General features: G+C 23.1%; 22 protein-coding genes, 1 tRNA gene, 1 rRNA gene and 1 other RNA gene. 13 read left to right on the forward strand and 12 right to left on the reverse strand.

The genetic code is table 4. The features are described 5' to 3' along the window. Nucleotides 1-14: 14 nt before the first annotated feature. A complete protein-coding gene (locus ACJA28_RS02950) occupies nt 15-2,882 on the reverse strand; it encodes a lysylphosphatidylglycerol synthase domain-containing protein (protein WP_022935038.1) in 2,868 nt (955 codons plus the stop codon). Between the two features lie 157 nt (nt 2,883-3,039). On the opposite strand from ACJA28_RS02950, the gene ACJA28_RS02955 reads away from it, so the two are divergent. Beyond that, nucleotides 3,040-3,912: a glycosyltransferase family 2 protein gene (locus ACJA28_RS02955; RefSeq protein WP_022935039.1), complete on the forward strand. Its 873-nt coding sequence runs from the start codon at nt 3,040-3,042 to the stop codon at nt 3,910-3,912. Here the strand turns inward: ACJA28_RS02955 and ACJA28_RS02960 are convergent. Beyond that, nucleotides 3,902-5,041, reverse strand: coding sequence for a glycosyltransferase (locus tag ACJA28_RS02960; protein WP_022935040.1), 1,140 nt, complete (start codon nt 5,039-5,041; stop codon nt 3,902-3,904). The genes ACJA28_RS02955 and ACJA28_RS02960 overlap by 11 nt on opposite strands. Before the next feature lie 53 nt (nt 5,042-5,094). Here ACJA28_RS02960 and ACJA28_RS02965 point away from each other — a divergent pair, with 53 nt between their 5' ends. After that, nucleotides 5,095-6,207, forward strand: a complete 1,113-nt coding sequence (locus ACJA28_RS02965; protein WP_022935041.1) for a glycosyltransferase — start codon at nt 5,095-5,097, stop codon at nt 6,205-6,207. Here the strand turns inward: ACJA28_RS02965 and ACJA28_RS02970 are convergent. The 4 genes from ACJA28_RS02970 to ACJA28_RS02985 form a co-directional block, all read right to left on the reverse strand. Then, a complete protein-coding gene (locus ACJA28_RS02970; RefSeq protein ID WP_022935042.1) occupies nt 6,204-6,953 on the reverse strand; it encodes a LicD family protein in 750 nt (249 codons plus the stop codon). The two genes, ACJA28_RS02965 and ACJA28_RS02970, sit on opposite strands and share 4 nt — an antisense overlap. Before the next feature lie 118 nt (nt 6,954-7,071). Beyond that, nucleotides 7,072-7,503 carry a hypothetical protein gene (locus ACJA28_RS02975; RefSeq protein ID WP_022935043.1) on the reverse strand — a complete coding sequence of 144 codons (432 nt, stop codon included), beginning with the start codon at nt 7,501-7,503 and terminating at the stop codon, nt 7,072-7,074. Nucleotides 7,504-7,517: 14 nt separating this feature from the next. Beyond that, nucleotides 7,518-8,975 carry a PTS fructose transporter subunit IIC gene (locus tag ACJA28_RS02980; RefSeq protein WP_406602194.1) on the reverse strand — a complete coding sequence of 486 codons (1,458 nt, stop codon included), beginning with the start codon at nt 8,973-8,975 and terminating at the stop codon, nt 7,518-7,520. A 3-nt stretch (nt 8,976-8,978) separates the two neighbouring features. Continuing rightward, nucleotides 8,979-9,563 carry a fructose PTS transporter subunit IIA gene (locus tag ACJA28_RS02985; protein WP_406602195.1) on the reverse strand — a complete coding sequence of 195 codons (585 nt, stop codon included), beginning with the start codon at nt 9,561-9,563 and terminating at the stop codon, nt 8,979-8,981. Between the two features lie 145 nt (nt 9,564-9,708). Between ACJA28_RS02985 and ACJA28_RS02990 the strand changes: the two genes are divergently transcribed. Then, nucleotides 9,709-10,632: a type I phosphomannose isomerase catalytic subunit gene (locus ACJA28_RS02990; RefSeq protein ID WP_022935044.1), complete on the forward strand. Its 924-nt coding sequence runs from the start codon at nt 9,709-9,711 to the stop codon at nt 10,630-10,632. Between the two features lie 3 nt (nt 10,633-10,635). On the opposite strand, the gene whiA is transcribed toward ACJA28_RS02990, so the two are convergent. Then, nucleotides 10,636-11,472 (reverse strand): DNA-binding protein WhiA, encoded by an 837-nt coding sequence (gene whiA, locus ACJA28_RS02995; RefSeq protein WP_022935045.1) that lies wholly within the window; start codon nt 11,470-11,472, stop codon nt 10,636-10,638. Between the two features lie 25 nt (nt 11,473-11,497). Further along, a 5S ribosomal RNA gene (gene rrf / locus ACJA28_RS03000) occupies nt 11,498-11,603 on the reverse strand. 139 nt (nt 11,604-11,742) lie between these two features. Here rrf and ACJA28_RS03005 point away from each other — a divergent pair. Then, nucleotides 11,743-11,816, forward strand: a tRNA-Trp gene (locus ACJA28_RS03005). Nucleotides 11,817-11,970: 154 nt separating this feature from the next. Next, entirely contained in the window at nt 11,971-12,786 is an 816-nt protein-coding gene (locus ACJA28_RS03010; RefSeq protein WP_022935046.1) for an alpha/beta fold hydrolase, read from the forward strand. Here ACJA28_RS03010 and ACJA28_RS03015 read toward each other — a convergent pair. Beyond that, nucleotides 12,773-13,441 carry a hypothetical protein gene (locus tag ACJA28_RS03015; RefSeq protein WP_022935047.1) on the reverse strand — a complete coding sequence of 223 codons (669 nt, stop codon included), beginning with the start codon at nt 13,439-13,441 and terminating at the stop codon, nt 12,773-12,775. The two genes, ACJA28_RS03010 and ACJA28_RS03015, sit on opposite strands and share 14 nt — an antisense overlap. A gap of 28 nt (nt 13,442-13,469) precedes the next feature. Between ACJA28_RS03015 and ACJA28_RS03020 the strand changes: the two genes are divergently transcribed. The 8 genes from ACJA28_RS03020 to ACJA28_RS03055 all read left to right on the forward strand — a co-directional run bounded on the left by ACJA28_RS03020 (nt 13,470) and on the right by ACJA28_RS03055 (nt 19,913). Further along, nucleotides 13,470-14,213: a winged helix-turn-helix domain-containing protein gene (locus ACJA28_RS03020; protein WP_022935048.1), complete on the forward strand. Its 744-nt coding sequence runs from the start codon at nt 13,470-13,472 to the stop codon at nt 14,211-14,213. Nucleotides 14,214-14,240: 27 nt separating this feature from the next. After that, entirely contained in the window at nt 14,241-14,594 is a 354-nt protein-coding gene (locus ACJA28_RS03025) for a S1 RNA binding domain protein (RefSeq protein WP_022935049.1), read from the forward strand. Further along, complete coding sequence (locus tag ACJA28_RS03030; protein ID WP_022935050.1) at nt 14,582-15,886, forward strand: glucose-6-phosphate isomerase; 1,305 nt, start codon at nt 14,582-14,584, stop codon at nt 15,884-15,886. The genes ACJA28_RS03025 and ACJA28_RS03030 overlap by 13 nt, the downstream gene beginning before the upstream one ends. 11 nt (nt 15,887-15,897) lie before the next feature. Continuing rightward, an RNA gene (ffs, locus tag ACJA28_RS03035) (signal recognition particle sRNA small type) lies at nt 15,898-15,992 on the forward strand. Between the two features lie 133 nt (nt 15,993-16,125). Beyond that, on the forward strand, nt 16,126-17,238 hold the full coding sequence (dnaN, locus tag ACJA28_RS03040) for a DNA polymerase III subunit beta (protein ID WP_022935051.1): 1,113 nt from the start codon (nt 16,126-16,128) through the stop codon (nt 17,236-17,238). Nucleotides 17,239-17,253: 15 nt separating this feature from the next. Then, a complete protein-coding gene (locus ACJA28_RS03045) occupies nt 17,254-17,469 on the forward strand; it encodes an RNA-binding S4 domain-containing protein (RefSeq protein ID WP_022935052.1) in 216 nt (71 codons plus the stop codon). Nucleotides 17,470-17,490: 21 nt separating this feature from the next. Continuing rightward, nucleotides 17,491-19,101, forward strand: coding sequence for an arginine--tRNA ligase (gene argS, locus ACJA28_RS03050; RefSeq protein ID WP_022935053.1), 1,611 nt, complete (start codon nt 17,491-17,493; stop codon nt 19,099-19,101). Between the two features lie 80 nt (nt 19,102-19,181). Then, entirely contained in the window at nt 19,182-19,913 is a 732-nt protein-coding gene (locus ACJA28_RS03055) for a hypothetical protein (RefSeq protein WP_022935054.1), read from the forward strand. Here the strand turns inward: ACJA28_RS03055 and ACJA28_RS03060 are convergent. From ACJA28_RS03060 to ACJA28_RS03070, 3 genes are all read right to left on the reverse strand, one after another. Then, entirely contained in the window at nt 19,906-21,264 is a 1,359-nt protein-coding gene (locus tag ACJA28_RS03060; protein WP_033379013.1) for an Eco57I restriction-modification methylase domain-containing protein, read from the reverse strand. The genes ACJA28_RS03055 and ACJA28_RS03060 overlap by 8 nt on opposite strands. A 189-nt stretch (nt 21,265-21,453) precedes the next feature. Then, nucleotides 21,454-21,699 carry a hypothetical protein gene (locus ACJA28_RS03065; RefSeq protein WP_022935056.1) on the reverse strand — a complete coding sequence of 82 codons (246 nt, stop codon included), beginning with the start codon at nt 21,697-21,699 and terminating at the stop codon, nt 21,454-21,456. A gap of 591 nt (nt 21,700-22,290) precedes the next feature. After that, entirely contained in the window at nt 22,291-22,461 is a 171-nt protein-coding gene (locus ACJA28_RS03070) for a hypothetical protein (RefSeq protein ID WP_022935059.1), read from the reverse strand. Between the last annotated feature and the right edge of the window lie 52 nt (nt 22,462-22,513).

Genomic DNA, 22,513 nt, shown 5'->3' on the forward strand with positions numbered 1-22,513 from the left:
CATAATACTATCTTTTATAAAATTACATAATAAAAAACTAATGATCAGGTTGTAATTCCTCCAATAATTCCAAATGTTCAATAAAAAATTGATTGTTTATAAAAAGTTGTTTTTGTTTTAATATTTCCCAATCGAATTTCTTTTTCTGTTAAAGTATTTCTAATTCTTTTATATCTATCAATTCTAGATTCACCTATATATACTGTTAAAAGCATTAGCGCAGAAATAACAACTCATGTAATAGTAAATATTATTCTATTTAAAGTTTGATGAACGTTAATATTTCTAAAATCTAAAGAATTACTTGAATTATTTCCGTCTATAAACATTGGATATAAAATATTTTTTGTTGCTCAATCTGAAATTCCTAATCCACCAGGAGTGATAAAATTAACTGCATTAACACACCTAATTAAAGCGTTTCCAGCAAGCATATTAAAGAACCCGCCTGCAAAATATCCTGGTTTAATCATGTTAGTAATAATTGCAAATATTGATCCTCAGTCTAATAATCTAGAACCTAGTTTATAAAGTAGAAATTCAATAAATATTAATACATTTATATATCATACATTGGATGTAAAAATCTCTTTTGCTGCTTTATTTATACTAGAAAATTCAAATTGAATTTTTGCACCTTTTGCTGCCGCATCTTTTGTAACAATAAAAGGAATTCATTCTGAAAATTTATTTAATGATTTAACAATAATTTTTTGAAATTTAGCATTAAAAGTTAAAATAAAAATCATAATTGCACTAAAAATATCTATGATAAATCCAGCTATGATTAAGACAACTAATAATCTAAAATTAGCACTATCATTTAGTAATAAAGAGGGGAAAAAAGTAGTTATAGCAATTGGAATAAAAATGATAGAATAAATTACTAAACTAATTTGAAAAAGTAATGATTGAACCAAAAACATTGCGGCTAATGGAGCTCTTTGAATATTTTTTCTTCTTAAATATCAGTAACTAATTGTTTCTCCTCCATAAACTAAAGGAGTAATGGTTGAAATACAAATAGAAATAAGATTGGAAATAGCTAAATGCCGTCATTTTACTTTTTGCTTTAAAATGCTCAGCATTCTTTTATTTGATCAACAAGCAATACTTAATTGAGTCAAACCCAATAATGAAACTAAGGGCAGTAAATATCCATATATATATTCAGCCTTTAAAAAATTATTAATTTGCTCAAATAATTTTTTATCCGCTCCAAAAATAAAAGTAAAAATAAATCATAAAAATAAAGCAAAAATAATAACAAAAATAGTATATTTTATCATTGCTTTTATAGAAAATTTCTTTATGTTAAAATCTCTTTTTAAATCATTTATGTAATTAAAATATAATTTTTCTTTAACAATTAGATTAACATAAGATTGTTCAACATTTAAATCTTTTTTATCACTATTCCAAATAGAAAAAAAAGTTTTTAGAAGCATTTCATCTTCTAAATATTCAAAAATAATTGATGTCTTATCTTCTAATATAATTTCCATCACTTTTTTCTTTTGATCAAGATATTTTTTTCTAATTATCAAAACGTCGGCAATTTTTTGTTTTTTTTCTAATCTATTAAAGAAAATGCTTGCTGTATCAGACTTCATAGTTTCTTCATATTTTTTTAAACGATAAGTTTTTTCTCTTTGATAAATTTCTATTAATATATCGTATAAAGTCTTATTTTGTTTTTTAAAATAAGAAACCATTTCTAAAAATATTTGTATGTTCAATAATGGATCTGAAACAAACGAACAATTTTGACTTGTAACAAAAAAGTTATCACCATTTGTTGCTAAAAAAACATCTTGAATTTTGAATTGATTTAAATCATTATAGAATTGAGACAAGGTTTCTACTTTTAATTTGTTCTTTTTTCCATAAAAATTGATAAAACTACTTGAATCAAAACTATTTAAAATTGTTTTATCTTTAATATCTTTACTTTCTGTTATCTGAAATTGATAATACATATATATAACTGCTAAATCATTTAACGTTAAAAATTTTTTTCTTTTTTTATGTTTAATAACAAATTCAAATGAATTATTATTTTCAATAAAATTCACAATCGCATCTGTTTCTTTATTAAAAGTTTTCATCAAAGATTTTCTAGTAATTTCATTTTTTGCTTTAGGAATAGACTTAAAATTAACAATCTTATATTCTATTTGACATTGTCTTAAAAAATTTTTCAAAATTTCTTCATTAAAATTAAACGGATTAGAAATTAAAATAGATATATTAGATAAATCAGTAAATTGAAAATGATTTAAATATGAATTATTTAAATTTTCTTCTATCTGAGGAACATTAGTGCTAGAAATTCCAATATTTAAATAATTTGTGTTTCAAATATAATTGCTAATTTCTTTAGATTCTTCATAGCTTAATAATAAACCATCTTTTTTATAAAAACTTATAACATAATTATTGTTTGAATATAGTCGAGAAAATGTAACAACAGCATCAAACTTAATCTGCGAATTTTGTGCAATTCATAATGATGAGGCATCATTTACAGCTTGATTATTGAAATTAAAATAAGCATTTATTTTTTCGTCTATTAATGTAGAAGCAAAAACTTTAGAAAATAAAATTGCATGAAATGAGCCATCATGTGTTACAAGAATATTTTTAATTTTCTGTTTATGTAAAAAAATAGAATAATTATAAGCTACTGAAGAAACGGTATATTCATTCAATAAAGAAATACCTACTCCTATTTTGGATTTTACAGTTCCGTTATGAATTGTTAATGAATAATTAAAATTTTGAATATATTTTTTACCTTGATTATATGATTTTAGCGATTTAATAAAAAATGGATCATTTGATTCAGAAGAATTTCATTTTTTTAATATTTCGTCATACATAATTTACTTAAATTTATTGTCCTGTTGTCTAAAATAATTTTATTAAATTTACTATATTTTATCTAATTTTAGCTCATAAAACGTAGCATTGTAATGTAATTTCACAAAATGTAGAACCAAATTCACCATTATATTAATTTGCTATAATGTGGTGAGAATGATATCAATAATTATCACCCATTTTAATAGACCTAATGAATTATTTCAATGTATTGATTCTTTTCAAGATTTAAAAAATAAAGAAATCATTATTGTTGATGATAAATCAGATACACAAAATATTAGTTTAATAAAAAAACATTTAAACAAAATTAAAAATGATCAAATTTTTTTTATAGAATCAAAAGACAAAAATTTTTTAGGAGGAGCTAGAAACCAAGGATTAAAAATAGCTAAAGGTGATTGAATATTTTTTATTGATGATGATGACAAAGCAAATAAAAAATTTATTCAATTTTTAAATGAACAAAAATTAGATGAAAATATAGACTTTTATCGCTTTCCTTATCTAAAAGTTAATAATAAAGGTAAAGTTTTATCAAAAGTAAAAAATATTTTTCCTAAAAGTAATAAATATTCTTTTCAAATATCTACATATATTTTTAATACATTTTTTTTACAAAAAAATAATTTACATTTTGAAAAAAATATATTATCTGAGGATTTGATTTTTAATATGTTTATTTATCAATACCCAATTAAACAAAAATATGTTAAAAATATCTATTCTATAAATTATTCTTCTGACAACATTTCTATTACTCGTAAAAAATGAACAAATACATTAGAGCATGAAAAAGTAATTAATTTTATTTTGCAACAAAAAACTATTAAACAAAGAAAAACATATGCTTTATATACATTAATTTGGATATATTATTTGATTAATAATAATCAATTCGAAAATAAGAAAGAAGCAATACAAGAACTTAAAAAACTAAAAAAACAAATAGCGCCATCTTCAAAAGATTACTTAAGATTAAATTGGTTTCATTATTTTAAATCCTTAAAAATGAGAATTAAGTATTAGTTAATTTATTTAAAACTTTATCTCATCCTTCATAAAAAGAATTTATTTGTAAATTTTGTTTGTAAAAAGTAATATTTTGTTGAACAATCTTATAATATTCATCATTTGAAATTTTCATAAGTTCATTTATTTTTTTAGCAAACATTTTGGGATTTGCTGTTTTATTAATTAAAAAACCATTATTATTCTTTAATAAATATGATAAATTAGGGAATGTTTTTCTTCCAATTATAGGAACTCCGCAACTTATTGATTCATAAAGAACTAAAGGAGAGCCTTCATTATTAGAAACAATAACAAAAAATTTATATTGTGACAATATGTTTAATTTATTTTTGTCATTTAGTCATCCGTGAAAAACAACATTGCTAGAATTTAAGAATTTTTTATCAGGACCATTACCATATACATGCAATTTAATATTGTACTTTTCTAATTCATTAGCAACGCTATTTAAATATCTAATATTTTTTTGTTTGTTGTAAATTCTTCCAACTCAAATAACATCATTTTGTCTTTTCTTTATTTGTTCATAATCTAAAAAAGCATTATCATCTTCTTGATCAAGTTCATGAGGTCAAGTAATTACAAAAATATTAGCAATTTTTTTGGCTTTTCTTGTTTTTTTAACCAAATCTTTATATGTTTCATAATCAGGAACTACTAAATTTTGTAAATTTTTAAATTGATTAGTGTAACCTAAAAATTGTTTTATCAATTTCTTAAATTTAAAAAATATATTGTCGTTATTTCAACCCAATAATCCAGCAGGAGAATTATGAGTAACATAAATAAAATTTTTTCTTGTTTTTGTTTTTTTTAAATCATCATGCAAACTAGAAATAATAATATCAAAATTATTACTATCGCAATATTCATATATTTGTTTATCAATTTGATTCATTTTTCAATTCAAATTAGAAGATGATAGCTTTTTAGGAAAAACAATAAAAGAATAATTATTCCCATACTCAATGTTATTAAAATTAGATTCAGTATGAAAGTTTAATGAATACTCTATAACTTTATATCCCTTATTTAGTAAATGCTTTATTAAATATCGATTAAATTTTTCTTTACCACCATAATTCCTTCTAGAATTAACTTCGGTTATTATTAACACATTCATATTTTTAATATTTTATTAAAATTAATAAAAAATAGTATTATCATAAATTGATCATGAAAAGAGCACTAATCATAAATGAATGGCCATCTTATTTAATAAATGAAAGTGGATGTAATGTTTTTTCTTATAAACTAATAAACTTTTTAAACGAACATAAATTTTGTGTAGATGAAATCATTCTTAAAACTCCTTTAAACAATATAAATTGAAAAACAATATATCCAAATAACAACTATAATCCAATTTTTCTAAATTTAAATTTAAAAGATAAATTTATAAACAAAATTAATTTTATCGAAGATCAAATTGAAAAAATAATAAATAATAATAAATACGATATTATCATTTCTAATTTTCATTTAGGTTTTAATAGAATCAATAAATACAAAAATTTCTTTTTTGTTCCTCACAACTCATATGAAATAATTACAAAATACGGTATAGGAACTAAAAAACGCAAATTACTTATTCCTTTTTATTGAATTATTAGGAAGTTAATTAATCACAAAAATCCTTTTTTAGCAAGTAACATTATTGTTTTTGATCCATATACTAAAAATAAAATCATAAAAACTAAAAAATACAATAATTCTAAGGTTTTTTTAGTTCCAATTTTTCATAATTTCTTTAATGAAGAAAAAGAAGTTATTTATGAAAATAAAAGAGAAAATGTTTTTTATATAGGAAGATTGGCAAATAAACAAAAGAATTTAAAATTATTAAACAAAGTAGCTGATTATATTGATATTCATGTGTATGGAGGGGGGGGTGATGAAAAAATTCTATCATCTCCAAATATTAAAAAATTTGGAATAGTTAAAGATAATAAAAAAGAAAACATATTTAAAACCAAAAAAGTTATGATAATGACTTCAAGATATGAAGGTTCTCCTATAGTTCTAATTGAAGCCTTATCTTTTGGAATTCCAATTGTTTTATTAGACACTTTTCCTTTTGCTAAATATGTTACAAATGAAACAGGTTCAGTTCTCTTAAATAAGAAAAGCGGAGCTAAAAAATTTGGTAGTGTAATAAAACAAATTTTAGAGCTAGAAGAAAAAGAATATAGAAAACTACAAATCCAATGTTTTGATGTTTACCTAAAAAAATTTAGTAATAAAGTTGCTGAGCAAGAATGAAAAAAAATAATTAGCAGTATAAATTAATTTTTTCTAATCTTTGTACTTATGGCATTAATGTGTTCAAAACTATTAACTGATTTATTAGGAATCATATAATTTGATCCGTATCTTTTAGTTAAAATTTGATGATAATCTTTAGGGACAAATACTTCATAATATTCAAATATTTTCTTTTCTCTATTTCAAATAGTTAATGGGCTTTTTTGATTTTCTATTTTTGAATTAGGATTATCTACCATTAATGTCATTTCTGGATAATCTTTTTCTTCTAAAATTTGAACCACTTCATTAAAAGTTATTTTTTTTGTAGTTCATTGCCATGGTCATAATACTATTTTTAGTAATCTTAATTGTCAACTAAATGATTTATATTTTGATCCCTTATTCATCATTTGATTTGCAAATCTAAAAACATTAGAAAATTTTGTATATTTATTTATTCTTTCTTGAGTCGTAGGAATGATTGGGAATAAATCTATAGCTATTGGAGAATTTAAATAATTATTAACATCTGGTACTCATTTAGCAATTATAAAAGGATATCCTTTTATATCCATATCAAGAAAATTTTTAGGATATTTTTGTTTAAGAAATTTATAAGTTTCAATTGATACCAAAACATCTATATCATCATCTCATTCGATCATTTTGCCTTCTCTAATAGTTCCTAAAAGTGTGCCCGCTTCTACAACATATCAAAGATTTTCTTGATCTAACAAATCTACAAATTCTTTAAAAAAATGAATTAATTCTTTTTTATTATTTAGCATAGAAACATTATAATGTCAAAGATATAAAAAGAAATAAATTGTCTTTATTAAATTAAAATAAAGACTTATTATTATGAATAAAAATAAAACTGCAAAAATAATTGAATATTAACAGAATTTATTTTTGATATTTTTTATTGAAAATACTGTTTCCGTATAACGCTGTACCAATCGAAGAAATTATTCCTAAAATCAACAAGAAAATTCCATAAGCAAATAATGGAGTATCAATTTCTTTTAATAATCCTTGATTTTCAATAATTTCATTTATTCTAGTCATTATAACATCATGGCCCGACAAATTTTTCAACTGATCCACTCATTTCCCTAGATCAGATTCAATACCTTGAGTTTTTCAATCATTTTTTTCTATTAAGTTTTGGATTGAATTTAAATCTAAATATTCTTTTACTTTGTTTATTTGATTTCCATATTCTTTAGCACTTATACTAATAAAAACAATTCCAATAATTATTGATATTAAAGCAATTAAACATATTAAAATGAAAAGAAAAAAGTTTTTTTGCTTTGCATTTTTAAATAAAGTCATAGTATTAATCCCTTCTAAGCTCTTATTTGAGAATATGTTAATTTTGTAGATTCATTTGTTTCATTAATTTTATTTTTTTTAAAAAATGTTATTTTTGATGACTGTTTTTCATTTGACGAAGGAATCTTTCTTAATAAACCATACATAAAACAAGTCACTAATGTTCCCACAATGATAGCTACAAAAAAGAATGGAATTCCTCAACCATATCCTGTTGAATGATTTGAAGAAACTGCCATCAAAATGCCAACAATTGGTCCGCCATGAGCTGCAGTACATGTTACTCCAAATCCTCCAGCAATAGCTCCGGCTACTGCAGAGCCTGTCATATTACAAATAATTGCTTTTTTAGGATCCGAAACCGCAAATGGGATAGCTCCTTCAGAAATACCAATTAATCCCATAACAAACGCACTAATTCCTAGTGTTTTCTCGTTTTCATTGAATTTTTTTCTAAAAATCATAGTACACAATCCCATACCTAACGGAGCTATTGGAATTGCTGCTGCCATTATTCCCATTGGTTCATAAATTTGCGAACTAATTAAAGTTGAACAAGTTAAAAAAGCAACTTTATTAATAGGACCACCCATATCAAATCCTGCCATTAATCCAAATAATATACCAAACCCAATACCAAGACCTATACCAATATTTTCATTACTAAATGCTTCTTTTAATGCATTAATAAATTTATCCATTATTCATCCAACTGGTGCTCCAATAACAAAGACAGCTAATAAACCATAAAATAAACCAACACCTAAAGGAATAACAAAAATTGGCATAATTGCTGAAATAGTTTTATTGATATTTCAAGTATTAATTCATTTAACAGTGTAACCGATAGCTAAACCAAATAATATAGCACCTACAAATCCCATGGCAGTGGATACTTGAATTCCGCCTATTGGAAAGAGAGCATCTGCTGTATTTGCAACAACAGAAACAATAAAGGCTGGCGCAATTGCAGCTCTACCAGCAATTGAATAAGCTATATAAGCTCCTAAAGCTCCAATCATTAAAGTAAAGGCAACAGAACCTATTTTTTCTAAATAATAGAAAAAATCGCCTGGCTGCGCAGAATATTGATCTCCATAAATTATCTTACCTAAACCAACTGCCAAAGCAATACATATCCCGCCCAAAATAATGAAAGGAACCATATATGAAACTCCAGTTAAGATATGTTTCATAATTGATGTCTTTTGTTTTTCTTTTGTTTCATCTAAATTAGTAGATGATTCATTACTTATAACGGCTTTTGAAAAAGCCGTTATAATGAGTTGTTCTGGATTATGAATTGCTGGTTTGATAGCTGATTTATAAACTTTTTTATTCTTAAAACGACTTAAATTAATTCCAATATCTGCAGCAACAATAATAATATCTGCTTTATCAATCTCTTCTTGTGTAAAACTATTTTTAATACCCTGCGATCCATGAGTTTCTACTTTGATGTTATAACCCATTTTCTATCCTGCTTCAGCTAATTTTTCAGCAGCTAAATAAGTGTGGGCAACCCCTACGGGGCAAGCTGTTAAAGCTAAAATTGTTTTTTTATCATTATTTAAATCAACACTAGTTGATTTATCTTGATTAATCTTATCATCAATTGCATTATTAAGTAATTTTGCAATTTCTTTTTTATCTTTTAGAGAAACAATTTTATTAACAACATCTTTATCTAACATCATTAAAGAGATATTAGAAAGTATTTGCATATGAATGTTATTTTCATTATTTGCTGGTACTAAAATTACAAATAAATATTTAGTTAATTGGCCATCAATAGATTGTCAATCAACACCTTGTCCTTGTAAGTGAACAAAAAATAAAGCTGGTTTTTTAATTGAAACAGTTCTAGCATGAGGAACAGCAAACCCGTTTTCAAAACCTGTTGATGATTCATCTTCTCTTGCTAAAAAAGCTTTGTATAGATCTTTTTCATTAGAAGTAAGTTTTAATTCAAATGCACGTTTAGAAATTTCTTGCAATATTGTGTTTTTAGTTTTTTGCTTAATATCAAAAAATACATACTGCGGTTTTATAATTTGCATTTTTACCTCCTTATCATATTTTATTCCTAAATCTCCAAACTTAAAATAACAAAACAAATGTCAAGAATTATAAATAAACTCTGGATTAATGATTTAGCTTACATTTTGATTAATTTTTAAATGAATAAACTAAAATAATTTTAGTATGCAATCAAAAATTACAACATTAAAAATAAGACCACATTTTGAGTATCGTGTATGAGCAGGAAATAAAATAAAAAAAATATATAATCTTGAAGAAAAATCTATTGGAGAAGCTTGAATTATTTCGGCTTATAAAAATAAGTCATCAATTATTACTAATTTAGAACAAGAAATATCTCTACTAGATTTTTACAACAACAAAAACAATGCAAATTTTTTTAATAATTACAATTTAAAACATGAATATCCATTACTAACAAAAATAATTGATGCTAAACAAGATTTATCAGTTCAAATCCATCCCGATAACGAATATGCTAAAGAATTCAATTCATTAGGAAAAACAGAATGTTGATATATTTTAGATACAAATAAAAATAATTCGATTGTTCTGGGGCATAACGCTAATTCTTTAGATGAATTTAAAAATATGGTTGAGAATAAAGAATGAAAAAAATTATTAAAAGAAAAACCAATTAAAAAAGGCGATTTTATTTATGTAGAATCTACCAAAATTCACGCAATTAAATCGAACACATTAATTTTTGAATTACAACAATCTTCAGACATTACATATAGGGTATATGATTATGATCGTTTAGATAATGGTAAACCTAGAGAGTTACATTTAGATCATGTTTATAAACTAGTCAAAACACCAGATGTAACATTAGAACCTAAAGAAATAAGCAACAAAAAAGATTTTTTTGTAGCCAATAACTTATTCAATTTACAAATGATTAAAAATAAAGGAAAAAATGAATATCATTATTCTGAAGCTCAATGAGTACAAATTTGTGTTATTGAAGGGAAGGGTAAAATTAATAACATTGATGCCAAAAAATTTGATTGTTTTTTAATTGCTCATAACCAAAGTATTGATATTGATGGCAACCTTAAATGTTTAGTTTCATTTGTTAAATAAAAACTATTTCTTATTTTGATAATTTTCATGTTCTTCACGAACATTTTTTAATTTAATAAGTCAATGATTTAAACAACTTTTAGTTTTTTTAATTTTTTTCTGCTTTAATAATTCTTCACTTAATTGTGATAAAGAAAGGAACTCATTATTTTTTTTAAACTCATAAAATTCTAATTGAATAGCACTAAATTTATGAAGTAACTGGTTATCAAAAATATACTGATAATTTTCTTTGAATTGAACATTAGAATTTACTAATCGATTTTGATTATGAACATCTAAATTAAAAATTCTAGTTATTTGATTTTTAAAATCTCTTTCAATTATTGAATCAATAAAATTAAAATAAGATTTTTGAGCTCCAATTATTTGTAAAAAATCTTGAATTATTTCATTTTTTTTAATATACAAAACATAACTGTTTTTGTTTTTTATTTTATTGAAAACAACATGTTTTTTAGCAAAATCTAATATTTGATTACAATTATTTTCATTTTTAAAACTTATTTCTAAATGATAAGAAGAAGAATCTAAATTAGAAATAGAACCTGTTGATAAAAAAATGCCTGCCAAATATAAATTTGCATATTTTGCGCTTATATGATTCATTTGCGAAGAATCAACAAAAATAGAATTCTTTTCTAGAAAAAATTGATAATTTGATTTTTGCAAAATTGCTAATATACCTTCAAACAATTCTGTATTCATTAATTTCACTTTAATTTTTTTCTCGTCACCTAATTGATTAGAAAAAAGAATTCCGCCGATGAAAGCTCTTATTTCATCTCTATTCATTTGTCTTGAAATTATTTCTTTTTTTATCTCAAAAGTAAAATTCATAATTCTTTTATTTTAAAGCATAAAAAAAGAGCAGTTTCCTATTTTCCCATTTCTGGTATCGTCGGCGTTAAAGGGCTTAACTACTGAGTTCGGAATGGATTCAGGTGATCCCCTTTGCTATAACCACTCAACATAAATGTTACCAAATTTTTAAATTTTTAAAAATATTTTTCTCTATTTTCGTATATTTCATACAAAAATTTTTGCATACACATATAGTGAGTAGTATAAAAATTTTTAAAGTCTTTCACTATATAATAATTACAATATAGGGGTTTAGTATAAAGGTAGTACTGCGGATTCCAAACCCGCCTGTAGGGGTTCGATTCCTCTAACCCCTGCCATATCATTAAAATGACCAAATAAAAACAATAACATATATAAGACATTGTTAATTCTATAGAGTAAATAAATATTTTTTATGTATAAAAACCTTTAAATAAAAGTTTTATAGAAATAAATGTTTATTTTCTTTAGAAATAAATTAATATTTATTAAGTGGAAAAAGTTATCTTAAAAACTAAGGGCGGAAATTATTCTGCTTTGTTTCAAAAAGGAATAAAACATAATAATGTTGCTTTTGTTTACTACCATGGATTAGGAGGACAATCAAAAATTGTTCAACCTTTAATTAAGAAATTGACAGAATTTGATTTTTATTCTGTGGAAGAAAGAGGACATGCAAATTCTTTACAAAAAGCATCTACATCACCTAAAAAGCATGATAAAGATATTTATTTTGTAGTTAATCATCTAAAAGAAAAATATAAACAAATTTACTTGTGTGGAGAATCTATGGGTGGATTGTTTTCATCTAGATATGCTTATAAATGAAATGAAGTAAATGGTGTTTTTTGTTGATCTATTCCTTTCTATCCAAAAAATATTATGAAAGATAAATTTAGTAAAAAATTTTTGATTATTTTTAGAGTAATTCTATGTTTTTTATTTGGATGAAATTATCAATATCAAGCTGTTATTGATTATCCTAAATTAACTAATTCTAAATTTTTAATGAAATTACATGAACTAAATATTCAAACAAAAAACAATACTTCTGAAGAAATTGCTATTTGAAAGGGATCATTAGGAATAAAAAGAAAATTTCTAAAAAAAAGACCTAAAGTAAAGATATATTATTGACAAGGAACTCATGATATTATGTCTAGTTCTAAAATTTTGAATAAAATCAAGAAAAAAAACTTCATAGAAGTTAATGAAATTCAAAATGCAAAACATATATTAATGTTTGAAAAAGGTGCAGAAATTATATTTGATAAAATGATTGAAATAGCTAAAATTAATCTTGACTAAATTCGTAAATTGTTTTAAACAATATGCTATTAATTTGTTCATTCGCATACAATTTATATTGTTCAAAAGAAATTCCTAAATAATAAAAAGCTTTTAAATATTCTAGTTGTGAGATAGAATTCTCTTTTTTATGATCAAAACACAACATTCCACCTTCATTTAAATTAAAACAAAATAAATTTTTATCTTTTCTACAAATAACACATTCATTAGTTATTAATTCTTTGCCTTTAGTTTTTAAAGTTTGTACTAACAAGTAAGTCAATAAATAATTTTTATTGTAAAAATCTTCATCTTCTAAAAATTTTTGATATGTTTTAAAAAAATTATAGTTAGCCTCTTCTATCTGTTGAAAACAATACATTAATTTTTCTAATTTATTAAGTTGAAAACTAGTAAAATCATAAAAGTTAATTAAATGTGCTTTCTTTAGCAAATAATAATTTTTACTTAATTGATATTTACAAAAAATTTCAAACTCAGATATAGAACCAACAAAAATATTAGATTTATTTTTTGAGTTTTGTTTAAAAAAACCTTTAATGTAAAAAAAATAAATTTGATCTTCAGACAAAACTTTTATCAAAGCATCGAAATCATTTTTTTCGTATATATTCAAAGTTATACCAATAATTCTTTTTATTTCTTCTTGCATTTTACAATTATTATATATACTATATAATGTGATTCAAAAAGAGTTTATTAACAAGAAACAAATCAATATAATTGTTGTATTGAACAAGAACTCAAATTTAGAATTATTTCAAAATATTTTTGATTATATTTCTATCTATTTAAAGCTAAATGTAATGTATATTAAAAATTTTGATACTAAAAAAATTCAAGAAGTAAATGACAAATTAAACGAAAAAATAGACTTTTATTTTGTGGATATTATTAAAGAATATGAATATATATTCTCATGGAATTTTTATTCAAAAATGCATAGTTTCAACAACCTTTTTAAATTAATTGTTTTTAAAAATCAAATTGATGATGATGACATTAAATATTACAAAAATGGAGTTGATGACATTGTTTATATGTCTGATAAATACTATTCTGATAAAGAAAAATACATAAAATGAAAAATATTTTCTCTTTTAAGAAGAAAATGAGATAACTATCATAAAGATACTACTTTGATTAGAAATGGTGTAATTATAGATTTAATCAAGCGTCAAGTTGTTGTCAACAACAAAAACATAAAAATAACAAACAAAGAATTTGAAGTTCTTAATATTTTAATAATCGAATTCAATAAAAAAAATAATTTTTCCTCAAAAAATAAACTATATAAAAAAATTTATGGAGTTGAAAATAAAGAAAATTCAAGAGTTATTGATCAATTAATTTTTCGTTTAAAAAATAAAATATCGAATGGTTTTTTTGAAATAGATAAAAGAAAAGGAATAAGGATAGCTTAATCATATAAGTAATATAATTATTTTGTTATGCATGAAAAAAATTATAAAGAAGGGACTGTTTTTCTTTGTAAAGTTACCTCAATTTCTAAAAATTTTTTTGAAGTATTAACATCAAATAAAGAAAAAGGAGTAGTCTACATAAATGATGTTTCTGATTACTATGTCACCAATTTAAATAATCTTGTAAATATAGGAGATATTGTTTATCTTACCTATAAAGGACAAAACAACAATGACATTTTATTATTTTCATTCAAAGAAAATAGATCATTATTTTTAAGAACACCATTTGAGTTTGAATTAGACAAAATAAATCAAAAGAATGATTTTCAGAATTTATTTGATTTTACTAATAAGGAGATAAAAAAATGAAAGAAATAAAAATTAATTTTAATAAAGCTAATTTAGATTTGAAAGAGATATTTGCTTATGCTGATAAAGTTAAGGAAATTAATGAAAAAATGGAAAAATTTGAAGGTGAGGGTTCAGCTTTTTTGGGTTGAAAAGATTTACCTAATAACATTAATCCTAAAGATGTTCAAAGAATAGAAGATTGTGCTAAAAAATTACATAATGACGGAGTAGAAGTATTGGTTGTCATTGGAATAGGTGGTTCATACTTAGGTGTTAGAGCAGGAATTGATTTTGTTTTCGGCGAATATCCAGGATCTGAAAAAAAAATGGAAATTATCTATGTTGGTGAATCAATCTCTTCAACCAGTTTAGTCGAAAAACTTAAATATGTCGAAAATAAAAAATTTGCTATTAATGTTATTTCAAAATCTGGAACAACTCTTGAACCTGCTATTGCTTTTAGATTGTTCAAAAAAATGCTAGAAGATAAGATAGGAAAAAATAATGCTAAAGATTATATATTTGCAACAACTGATGCATCAAAAGGATTACTAATAAAATTAGCAGAAAAAGAAGGTTATGAAAGATTTGTTATTCCTGATGATGTTGGTGGTAGATTTAGCGTTCTAACACCGGTTGGATTATTTCCTTTTGCTTGTGTTGGATTAAATATCAAAAAAATAATTTCAGGAGCAAAAAGTGCAAATGATATTTTTGGTTCTAGTGATTTAGTATCAAATTTAGCTTACCAATATGCAGTTGCAAGATATATCTTACATACAAAGAAAAAATATCCAGTTGAAATGATAGTTTCATATGAAACTTGTCATAGATTCTTTTTAGAATGATGAAAACAATTGTTTGCCGAGTCAGAAGGAAAAAATGAAAAAGGATTACTTCCACATTCAGCAATATTTACAACAGATTTACATTCTTTAGGTCAATTTATTCAAGAAGGATCTAAAGTTCTATTTGAAACTATCCTAACAATCAAAAAGCCTAAATATGATTTAAAAATGTTTGAATTACCGCAAGAAGAAAATAACGATAATTTAAATTACTTGGCAGAAAAATCTATTCACGAAATCAACAATATTGCTTTTGATGCAACAATCGATGCCCATTCTTTAGTTGGTAGGGTACCAAACATTCATATTTCAATTGAAGACTATTCTGAAGAATCTTTTGGAACTATTGTAATGTTTTTTGAAAGAGCAGTAGCAATAAGTGGATACTTGTTAAGAATAAATCCATTCAATCAGCCCGGAGTTGAAGTTTATAAAACAAACATGTTTAAAACACTAAAAAAACCAATTTAATTTTTGTATAATAAAAACGCCATCAAAACAACAACCTTGTAACTTGGTCAGGTTGGAAACAAAGCAGCCATATCGAGAAGTGTTGTGTTTGGTGGTTTTTATTATTCCAAATATTTTCCACATAATAAAAATTAATAAAAACTACATTTTTTCTAGCTTTTTAAAGATTTTCAACATTTTAAACATTACTTATTATTTAATACTAATAAAAACATTGAAATATATTAAAATTTAATATAATGAAGTTTACAATTGATAAAAACGTTTTCGTTAAATCTTTAGATGATGTTATCAAAGCAATTGATTCTAATAATATTTATGTCCATTTAAGAAATTTTTATATTGAAGTTTTAGATGAAATGATTGTTATAAAGGGATCAAATGGCTATTTTTCAATTGAAAGCAAAATCGAAAATGAGAAAATAATCAATATTGAATCTGTAGGATCTTTTTTAATACCTGCAAATTTATTTTCTAATGTAATAAAAAAATGTTTTGGAAAAATTGAAATTTATTCAAAAAACGATGTTCTTTACATTAAAAATAATTCGGATGAGTATGAAATAAATTTAATTAATACAAATGATTACCCTTCAATAGATTTTTCTTTATACGGAAATAAAATTAAAATTAATGCAGCAAAATTAAAAAATGCAATTAATAATGTTATATTTGCAACTTCTCAAACAAGCGAAGAAATAATTCTTTCAGGAGTTAATTTTAAATATGAAAATGGATTATTAATGATAACAGCTACTGATAGTTTTAGATTAGCTCGAGAAACAATTAAGATTCAAGATGATCGAAACATTAGTTTTGATGTAACTATCACAAATAAAAATATTAAAAATTTTATCCCTACAAATATTGAAAACGATATCATTTTGTATGCAAACGAACATAAAATTAATTTGATTCATGAAAACACAAATTTTCAATCAAAAATCATTGATGCTCCATATAAAAATGTTGATCAATTATTTCAAGTAAGGTTTAATAAACAATTAATCATTGATAAAACTATTTTGAATAATGCAATAAGTAAGGCAACAGTTATATCTAATAGTGATTCTTCATACAATAAGATTTATATTTCAATTTCTAAAGAACAAATCATTTTATCAACAATATCAGATGAAGTAGGCCGAACACAAGTTATTATTCAAGATAATGATTTTGAATTTGTTAGTGATGAGAATATTGACATTGTATTAAACTATAAGTTTTTAAAAGAAGCAATAAATGTTTTTAATGATAAAATAAGCATAAATTTAATAAATTCAAAATCATTAATTTTAATTGAAAGTAACAACAGTCAAAACAAACAAATTATAAGTCCTATGATTTCTTAAAAAAAAGGAGCAATTATGAAAGTAAAAATTCAAGGTAAATTTATTAAGTTAGGTCAATTAATTAAAAAATTAAATATTATTGATACAGGTGGGCAAGCCAAATATTTTATTGAAACTCATAATATTAGAGTTAATAACGATGAAGGTTTAAAGAGAAGTTCTAAAGTTTGAGCTAATTCAACTGTTTGAATTGATGATCAAGTTTTTTATATTGTAGAAGATGAAAGATAGTGTTCATAATATTGATTTTATATGGATAAAAAAATTGAAAATGAATTAAAAAGAATTTTTGATTCAAATAAATGAGAGCATATAAACTTTAATATAACAAAACCATCAAATATTGAATTTGGTGAATTTACTTCTAATATTGCTTTAGTATTTGCAAAAAAACTTTCAATGAGTCCAAAAGAATTTGCTCAATTGATTGTTGAACAATTTGATAAAGAAAAAACAAATGTTCAAAATATTAAAATAATGGGTCCAGGTTTTATTAACTTTTATTTAAATAACTCTTATTATTCAAATATTGTAAAAAATATTTTAACTGTTGACAATTTTGGTAGTCAACCATATAATGGAATTACTATTAATAACGAATATGTTTCAGCTAATCCAACAGGTTTTTTGCATGTTGCTCATGCAAGGGGAGCAGCTTTAGGTGATTCATTATCTAATATTTTAAAATATGCCGGATATAACGTAATCAGAGAATATTACATTAATGATGCTGGGAATCAGATTGATCGTTTAGCTATTTCAATTTATGTAAGATATCATCAAGAATTAGATGTTCCACTGGAATTACCAGAAGATTCTTATGGTGGAGCTGATATTATTTGAGGTGCAAAAGAAATAATTAGAAATCATAATAAAAGATTTTTGAATGTACCTTATGAAGAATGTAAGGAAGAACTAAAACAGATATCGGTTAACATAATGTTAGAAAAAATACAACTGGATTTAAAAGCTTTGGGTGTTGAATTTGATATTTGATTTTCTGAAAAATCTTTGTATACTGAAGGTCTTGCAGATAAACAATTGAAATCATTAAAAGGTATTTATAGAAAAGATGGTGCTATTTGACTAGAAACCACTAAATTTGGTGATGACAAAGATCGTGTTTTAGTAAAATCTGATGGTTCAAGCACATATTTTTTATCAGATACTATTTATCATAATATTAAAGCATCTAGAGATCCAAAGCCTAGTTTATTAATCGATATTTGAGGAGCTGATCATATAGGTTATATTAAACGTGTGGAAACAGCTTTAAGTTTACAGGGTTATAGTGAAAACATTTTAAAAGTTATTACTATTCAATTAGTTAAATTAATTAAAAATGGACAAGAAATGAAAATGTCCAAAAGAAAAGGAACTTCATTATGAATGTCTGAACTAATTGAACAAGTAGGCAAAGATACCACAAGATTTTTTTTAGTTCATCGTAGTAGTAATTCTTCAATTGATTTTGATTTAGATTTGGCTAATTTAAAAACAAATGATAATCCTGTTTTTAATGTTCAATATGCTTATGCAAGAATCAAACAATTAGTTAATAAATCTAATATCCAAGAAAATGTTAATTTAAATTCTTTATCATATGAACCTAATGAATACAATTTAATTAATTTACTTAATAAGTTTTCTGAACTAATTTTGCAAATTTCACAAAATTATAAAGTTAATTTATTAGCTCAATATCTTATTGATTTGGCAAGAGAATATAATTCATTTTATTCAAATTCTAAAATTATTAATTCAAACCGTGAAAACGATTTAATAGCTTTATCTTTATCATGTGCTAAAGTATTAAAAATTGGTCTAAATTTAATTGGAGTTTCAGCTCCTGAAAAAATGTAAAAATAATAAATATTGCTTTTATTTAGTTTGGCAGGAAATGTTATAATGAAAATGGTTTTAAATTAAAGAGTTAATATGATATGAAGAAAATAAATGATATATTGAAGGATTCGTTTGTAAAGTATTTAGAAACTAGTGCTAGATCAAATGAAAAATTAAAAATTTTACATGGTTATATTGCTGATAGCATAAGACAAAAAGTAGACGATAATTATAAAGTGGATTCAATTGATCTTAACAATGGTAAAGAAGAAGAAATAATGGGAAGTTATATGCCTAAAAAAGTGGATATAACCATTTCCAAAATAATCAACAATAAACCAATTCATGTAGCAGGTGTAGCAGTAAAATTTGTTATGAGTAATTATTTTCAAAACTCAAATAATTATTTCGAAAATATGCTAGGAGAGACATCTAATATTAGAAGAGCTAGCATACCATATTTTCAAATATTTATTATTGATCATTGATTGCCATATTTTGATAGATATAAAAATATTTCTAAATGAGAAGAAATTACATCAGAAAAATTATCAAAATATAGTAAGTTGTCATATGAAGATACAATAAATAATCTATTTGTCCCAACCAAAACATTTTTACATCTAATAAATAAAAAATTTAATAAATCAAATATTAAAAATTTGTTTAAATGTAAAAATTGAGATGAATATGAAAAATTTTGTTTAGAAAATGATTTTAATTTTGTAGATTATAGGTTAGATGATTTTAAATGTGGAGACGGAATTATTTTAAATGATTATGATAAATTTATTGATTTCATTGTTGATTACATAAAAAAAATTAGGTAATATAATAATTTAAGTAATTAGATAAATCTTTTGTATTAAAAGTATAATATCCACCAGATTTATATTTCCCCAAAATAGAAATATAATCAATGAATTTTTTGTTTTTTATCAAATTTTCAATTTTCTTAATTTCACTTTCATTATAAATATTTATATACAAACCAGAATAAATCAACACACCCTTATCAATTAATTTGGTCTTTATTGACTTTACATCTTTTATAGTTGTATTAACGCAAAGTTTTAAAAAACCTTTATCTCTAATGCCTTGTGTTCTTCCATAAGTTCATCAAATATCTTTATTTTCTAAATCCCTATTTTTTAGTAATTTTTCATTTTCTAATAAATAACATTGAATATTTTTAGGAATGTTGTTAAATGTAATAGGTTTAAAATCTTCACTATATAAAAACAATGTTTTTGATTGTTTTAATGTTGAACCTTTAATAATATTAATAGTGTATTTGCTATTAGGGATGTTATTATTAATTAATACTCTATCGCATAAAGTTGCAACTCCATTTTTAACTATATATTTTTTTGGATTAGAATTTGTGATAATGTTTTTCAATGTTTGTAATTTTTGTATTGATTTGTCAAAATATCAAGAACTTCCTATTATAAAATCATCATATGAAAGATTAACACAATTTACGAAATTACACTCGTAATATTTAATATTAGCTGTAATATTGTTTTTATCTAATAATAAAATAGTTGAATAAGTAATAATATTTTCAAATAATTGAGTATGTTTAAAATTAACAACCTTTGTTAATAATTTTGACGAAATTATTTTCTCTCTTGCGTATTCCGCTGCTTTACTATTAAAAATAGAACTTGGATTTATATAACATAATTTTCCATTTGGTTTTAACATTTTTAAACCAATTTCATAAAAAGCTAAATATAAATCAGTCATTCCTTTTTTACAAAATTTAAAATTCGATAAATCTTCTACTGTGTTGTGTATTCTAACATATGGAGGATTTCCAATAACTAGATCAAATTTATTTTCATATTTTTTGTAAATTTTTAATGTATTATCATTATTTATATTCCAATTTATTTTAGGTAATCTATTTTCTTTTTCAATTTCTTTTAATTTTTTAATGCATTGATTATATGCTACTGTATCAAGTTCAATTCCAATTATATTATTTTCTAATATATCTTTAATATTCTTTGGATTTTTGGATATTATTTGTTTTGCTATTTCACAAATAAAAGCACCATCACCACATGAATTATCAATAATTTTAATTTTAGTAATATCATCAATATCACAAAATTCTATCATTTCTTTCACAATTCAATTCGGTGTAAAAACTTGCCCCTTTTCTTTGCTCATATAATTCTCCTTTATTTTATATCATTCACTAATATCTACTATTAAATAAAACTCGCCTTAATTTAAACTTAATCATTTAATCCAATTATAGAGCCAAATATTTTGAACTGATGTTTTTTAAACTTATTATTAATACGTTTTTTGTTTGGTAATTCTAACATCATTACTATTTTTATTATAAGGATTTTTCTAATCATATATTATGTGTTTAGATAACATTTTTAGTTTGAAATCCATTTGTTTTGTAAAACTAAGATAAACTTTATTGTCGTTAGTTATTATTTTAGAATTGTTTGATTCTATTGTTTTATTTTTGTGGTCATTATATAAAATTTCTATATTTAGTTTATCAGATCCAATAAAATTAATTGGAATATCATTCATTCTATCAATAGTAGTTGTAATATCAACTTTATTTTTATTGAAATCAGCCAAATCTTCTAAATGTAGAACACAACCACATTTTCTTGATTTTCTACTAATTTCATTTTTGAAATTTTCTTTTTATAGTTTCTAAAATGGATTTCATAAGTTTCTATTAAACTGTTAATAAATTCATTTGATTGTTGTGTATTAGTTAAATAGCTAATAATCTTATGTTTTCAATTAAAGGTGAAAGAAATAGAAATATTACAAATTTTGGTTGTTTCTTTTAGTAATAGCTTATTGATAGCACTTTCAAGAAATTTTTTGAATTTATTATAATGTAAGTAATTCAAAGCAGACAATGTAGTAGATGTAAAAATCTTTGCACAGTCATAGCATTTATATCTTTGTTTGTTGTTTCTTTTATCGTATTTATGAAATTTAATTGATCTACAATAAGAATAATGATAATTTGGGATAGAAAATTCTATGTTGTGATTTGTATTTAAATTAGGTTGAAATTTTAAAAACTCAACTTTTTTAGTTGATAATGTAGATATTAGATTAATTAAATTTTTTGCTTTTTTGAATATTCATAATTATCTTTCTAACTACTATAATTATAGCATAAAATTGGCATAATTATGAAATAATTTTTAATTATTTGTCTTTATAATAATCTTCTAAAATAGTATCAACAACTTTTGATTTAGTTATGTTGTATTTTTTTGCATCTTCTTCAACTTTTTTAGCTAAAGAACCTCTTATGGAATAATGAACAGAAACTGTTAAATCTTTCTCTTTTTTAGTGAATAATTCTTTTTTCGCCATATATGTTCCTTATAACTGAATATAGAATAATTGTAGCATTTTAATGTATCAT

It is taken from the genome of Mesomycoplasma moatsii, assembly GCF_045276915.1.
Lineage (GTDB): Bacteria > Bacillota_I > Bacilli_A > Mycoplasmatales > Metamycoplasmataceae > UBA710.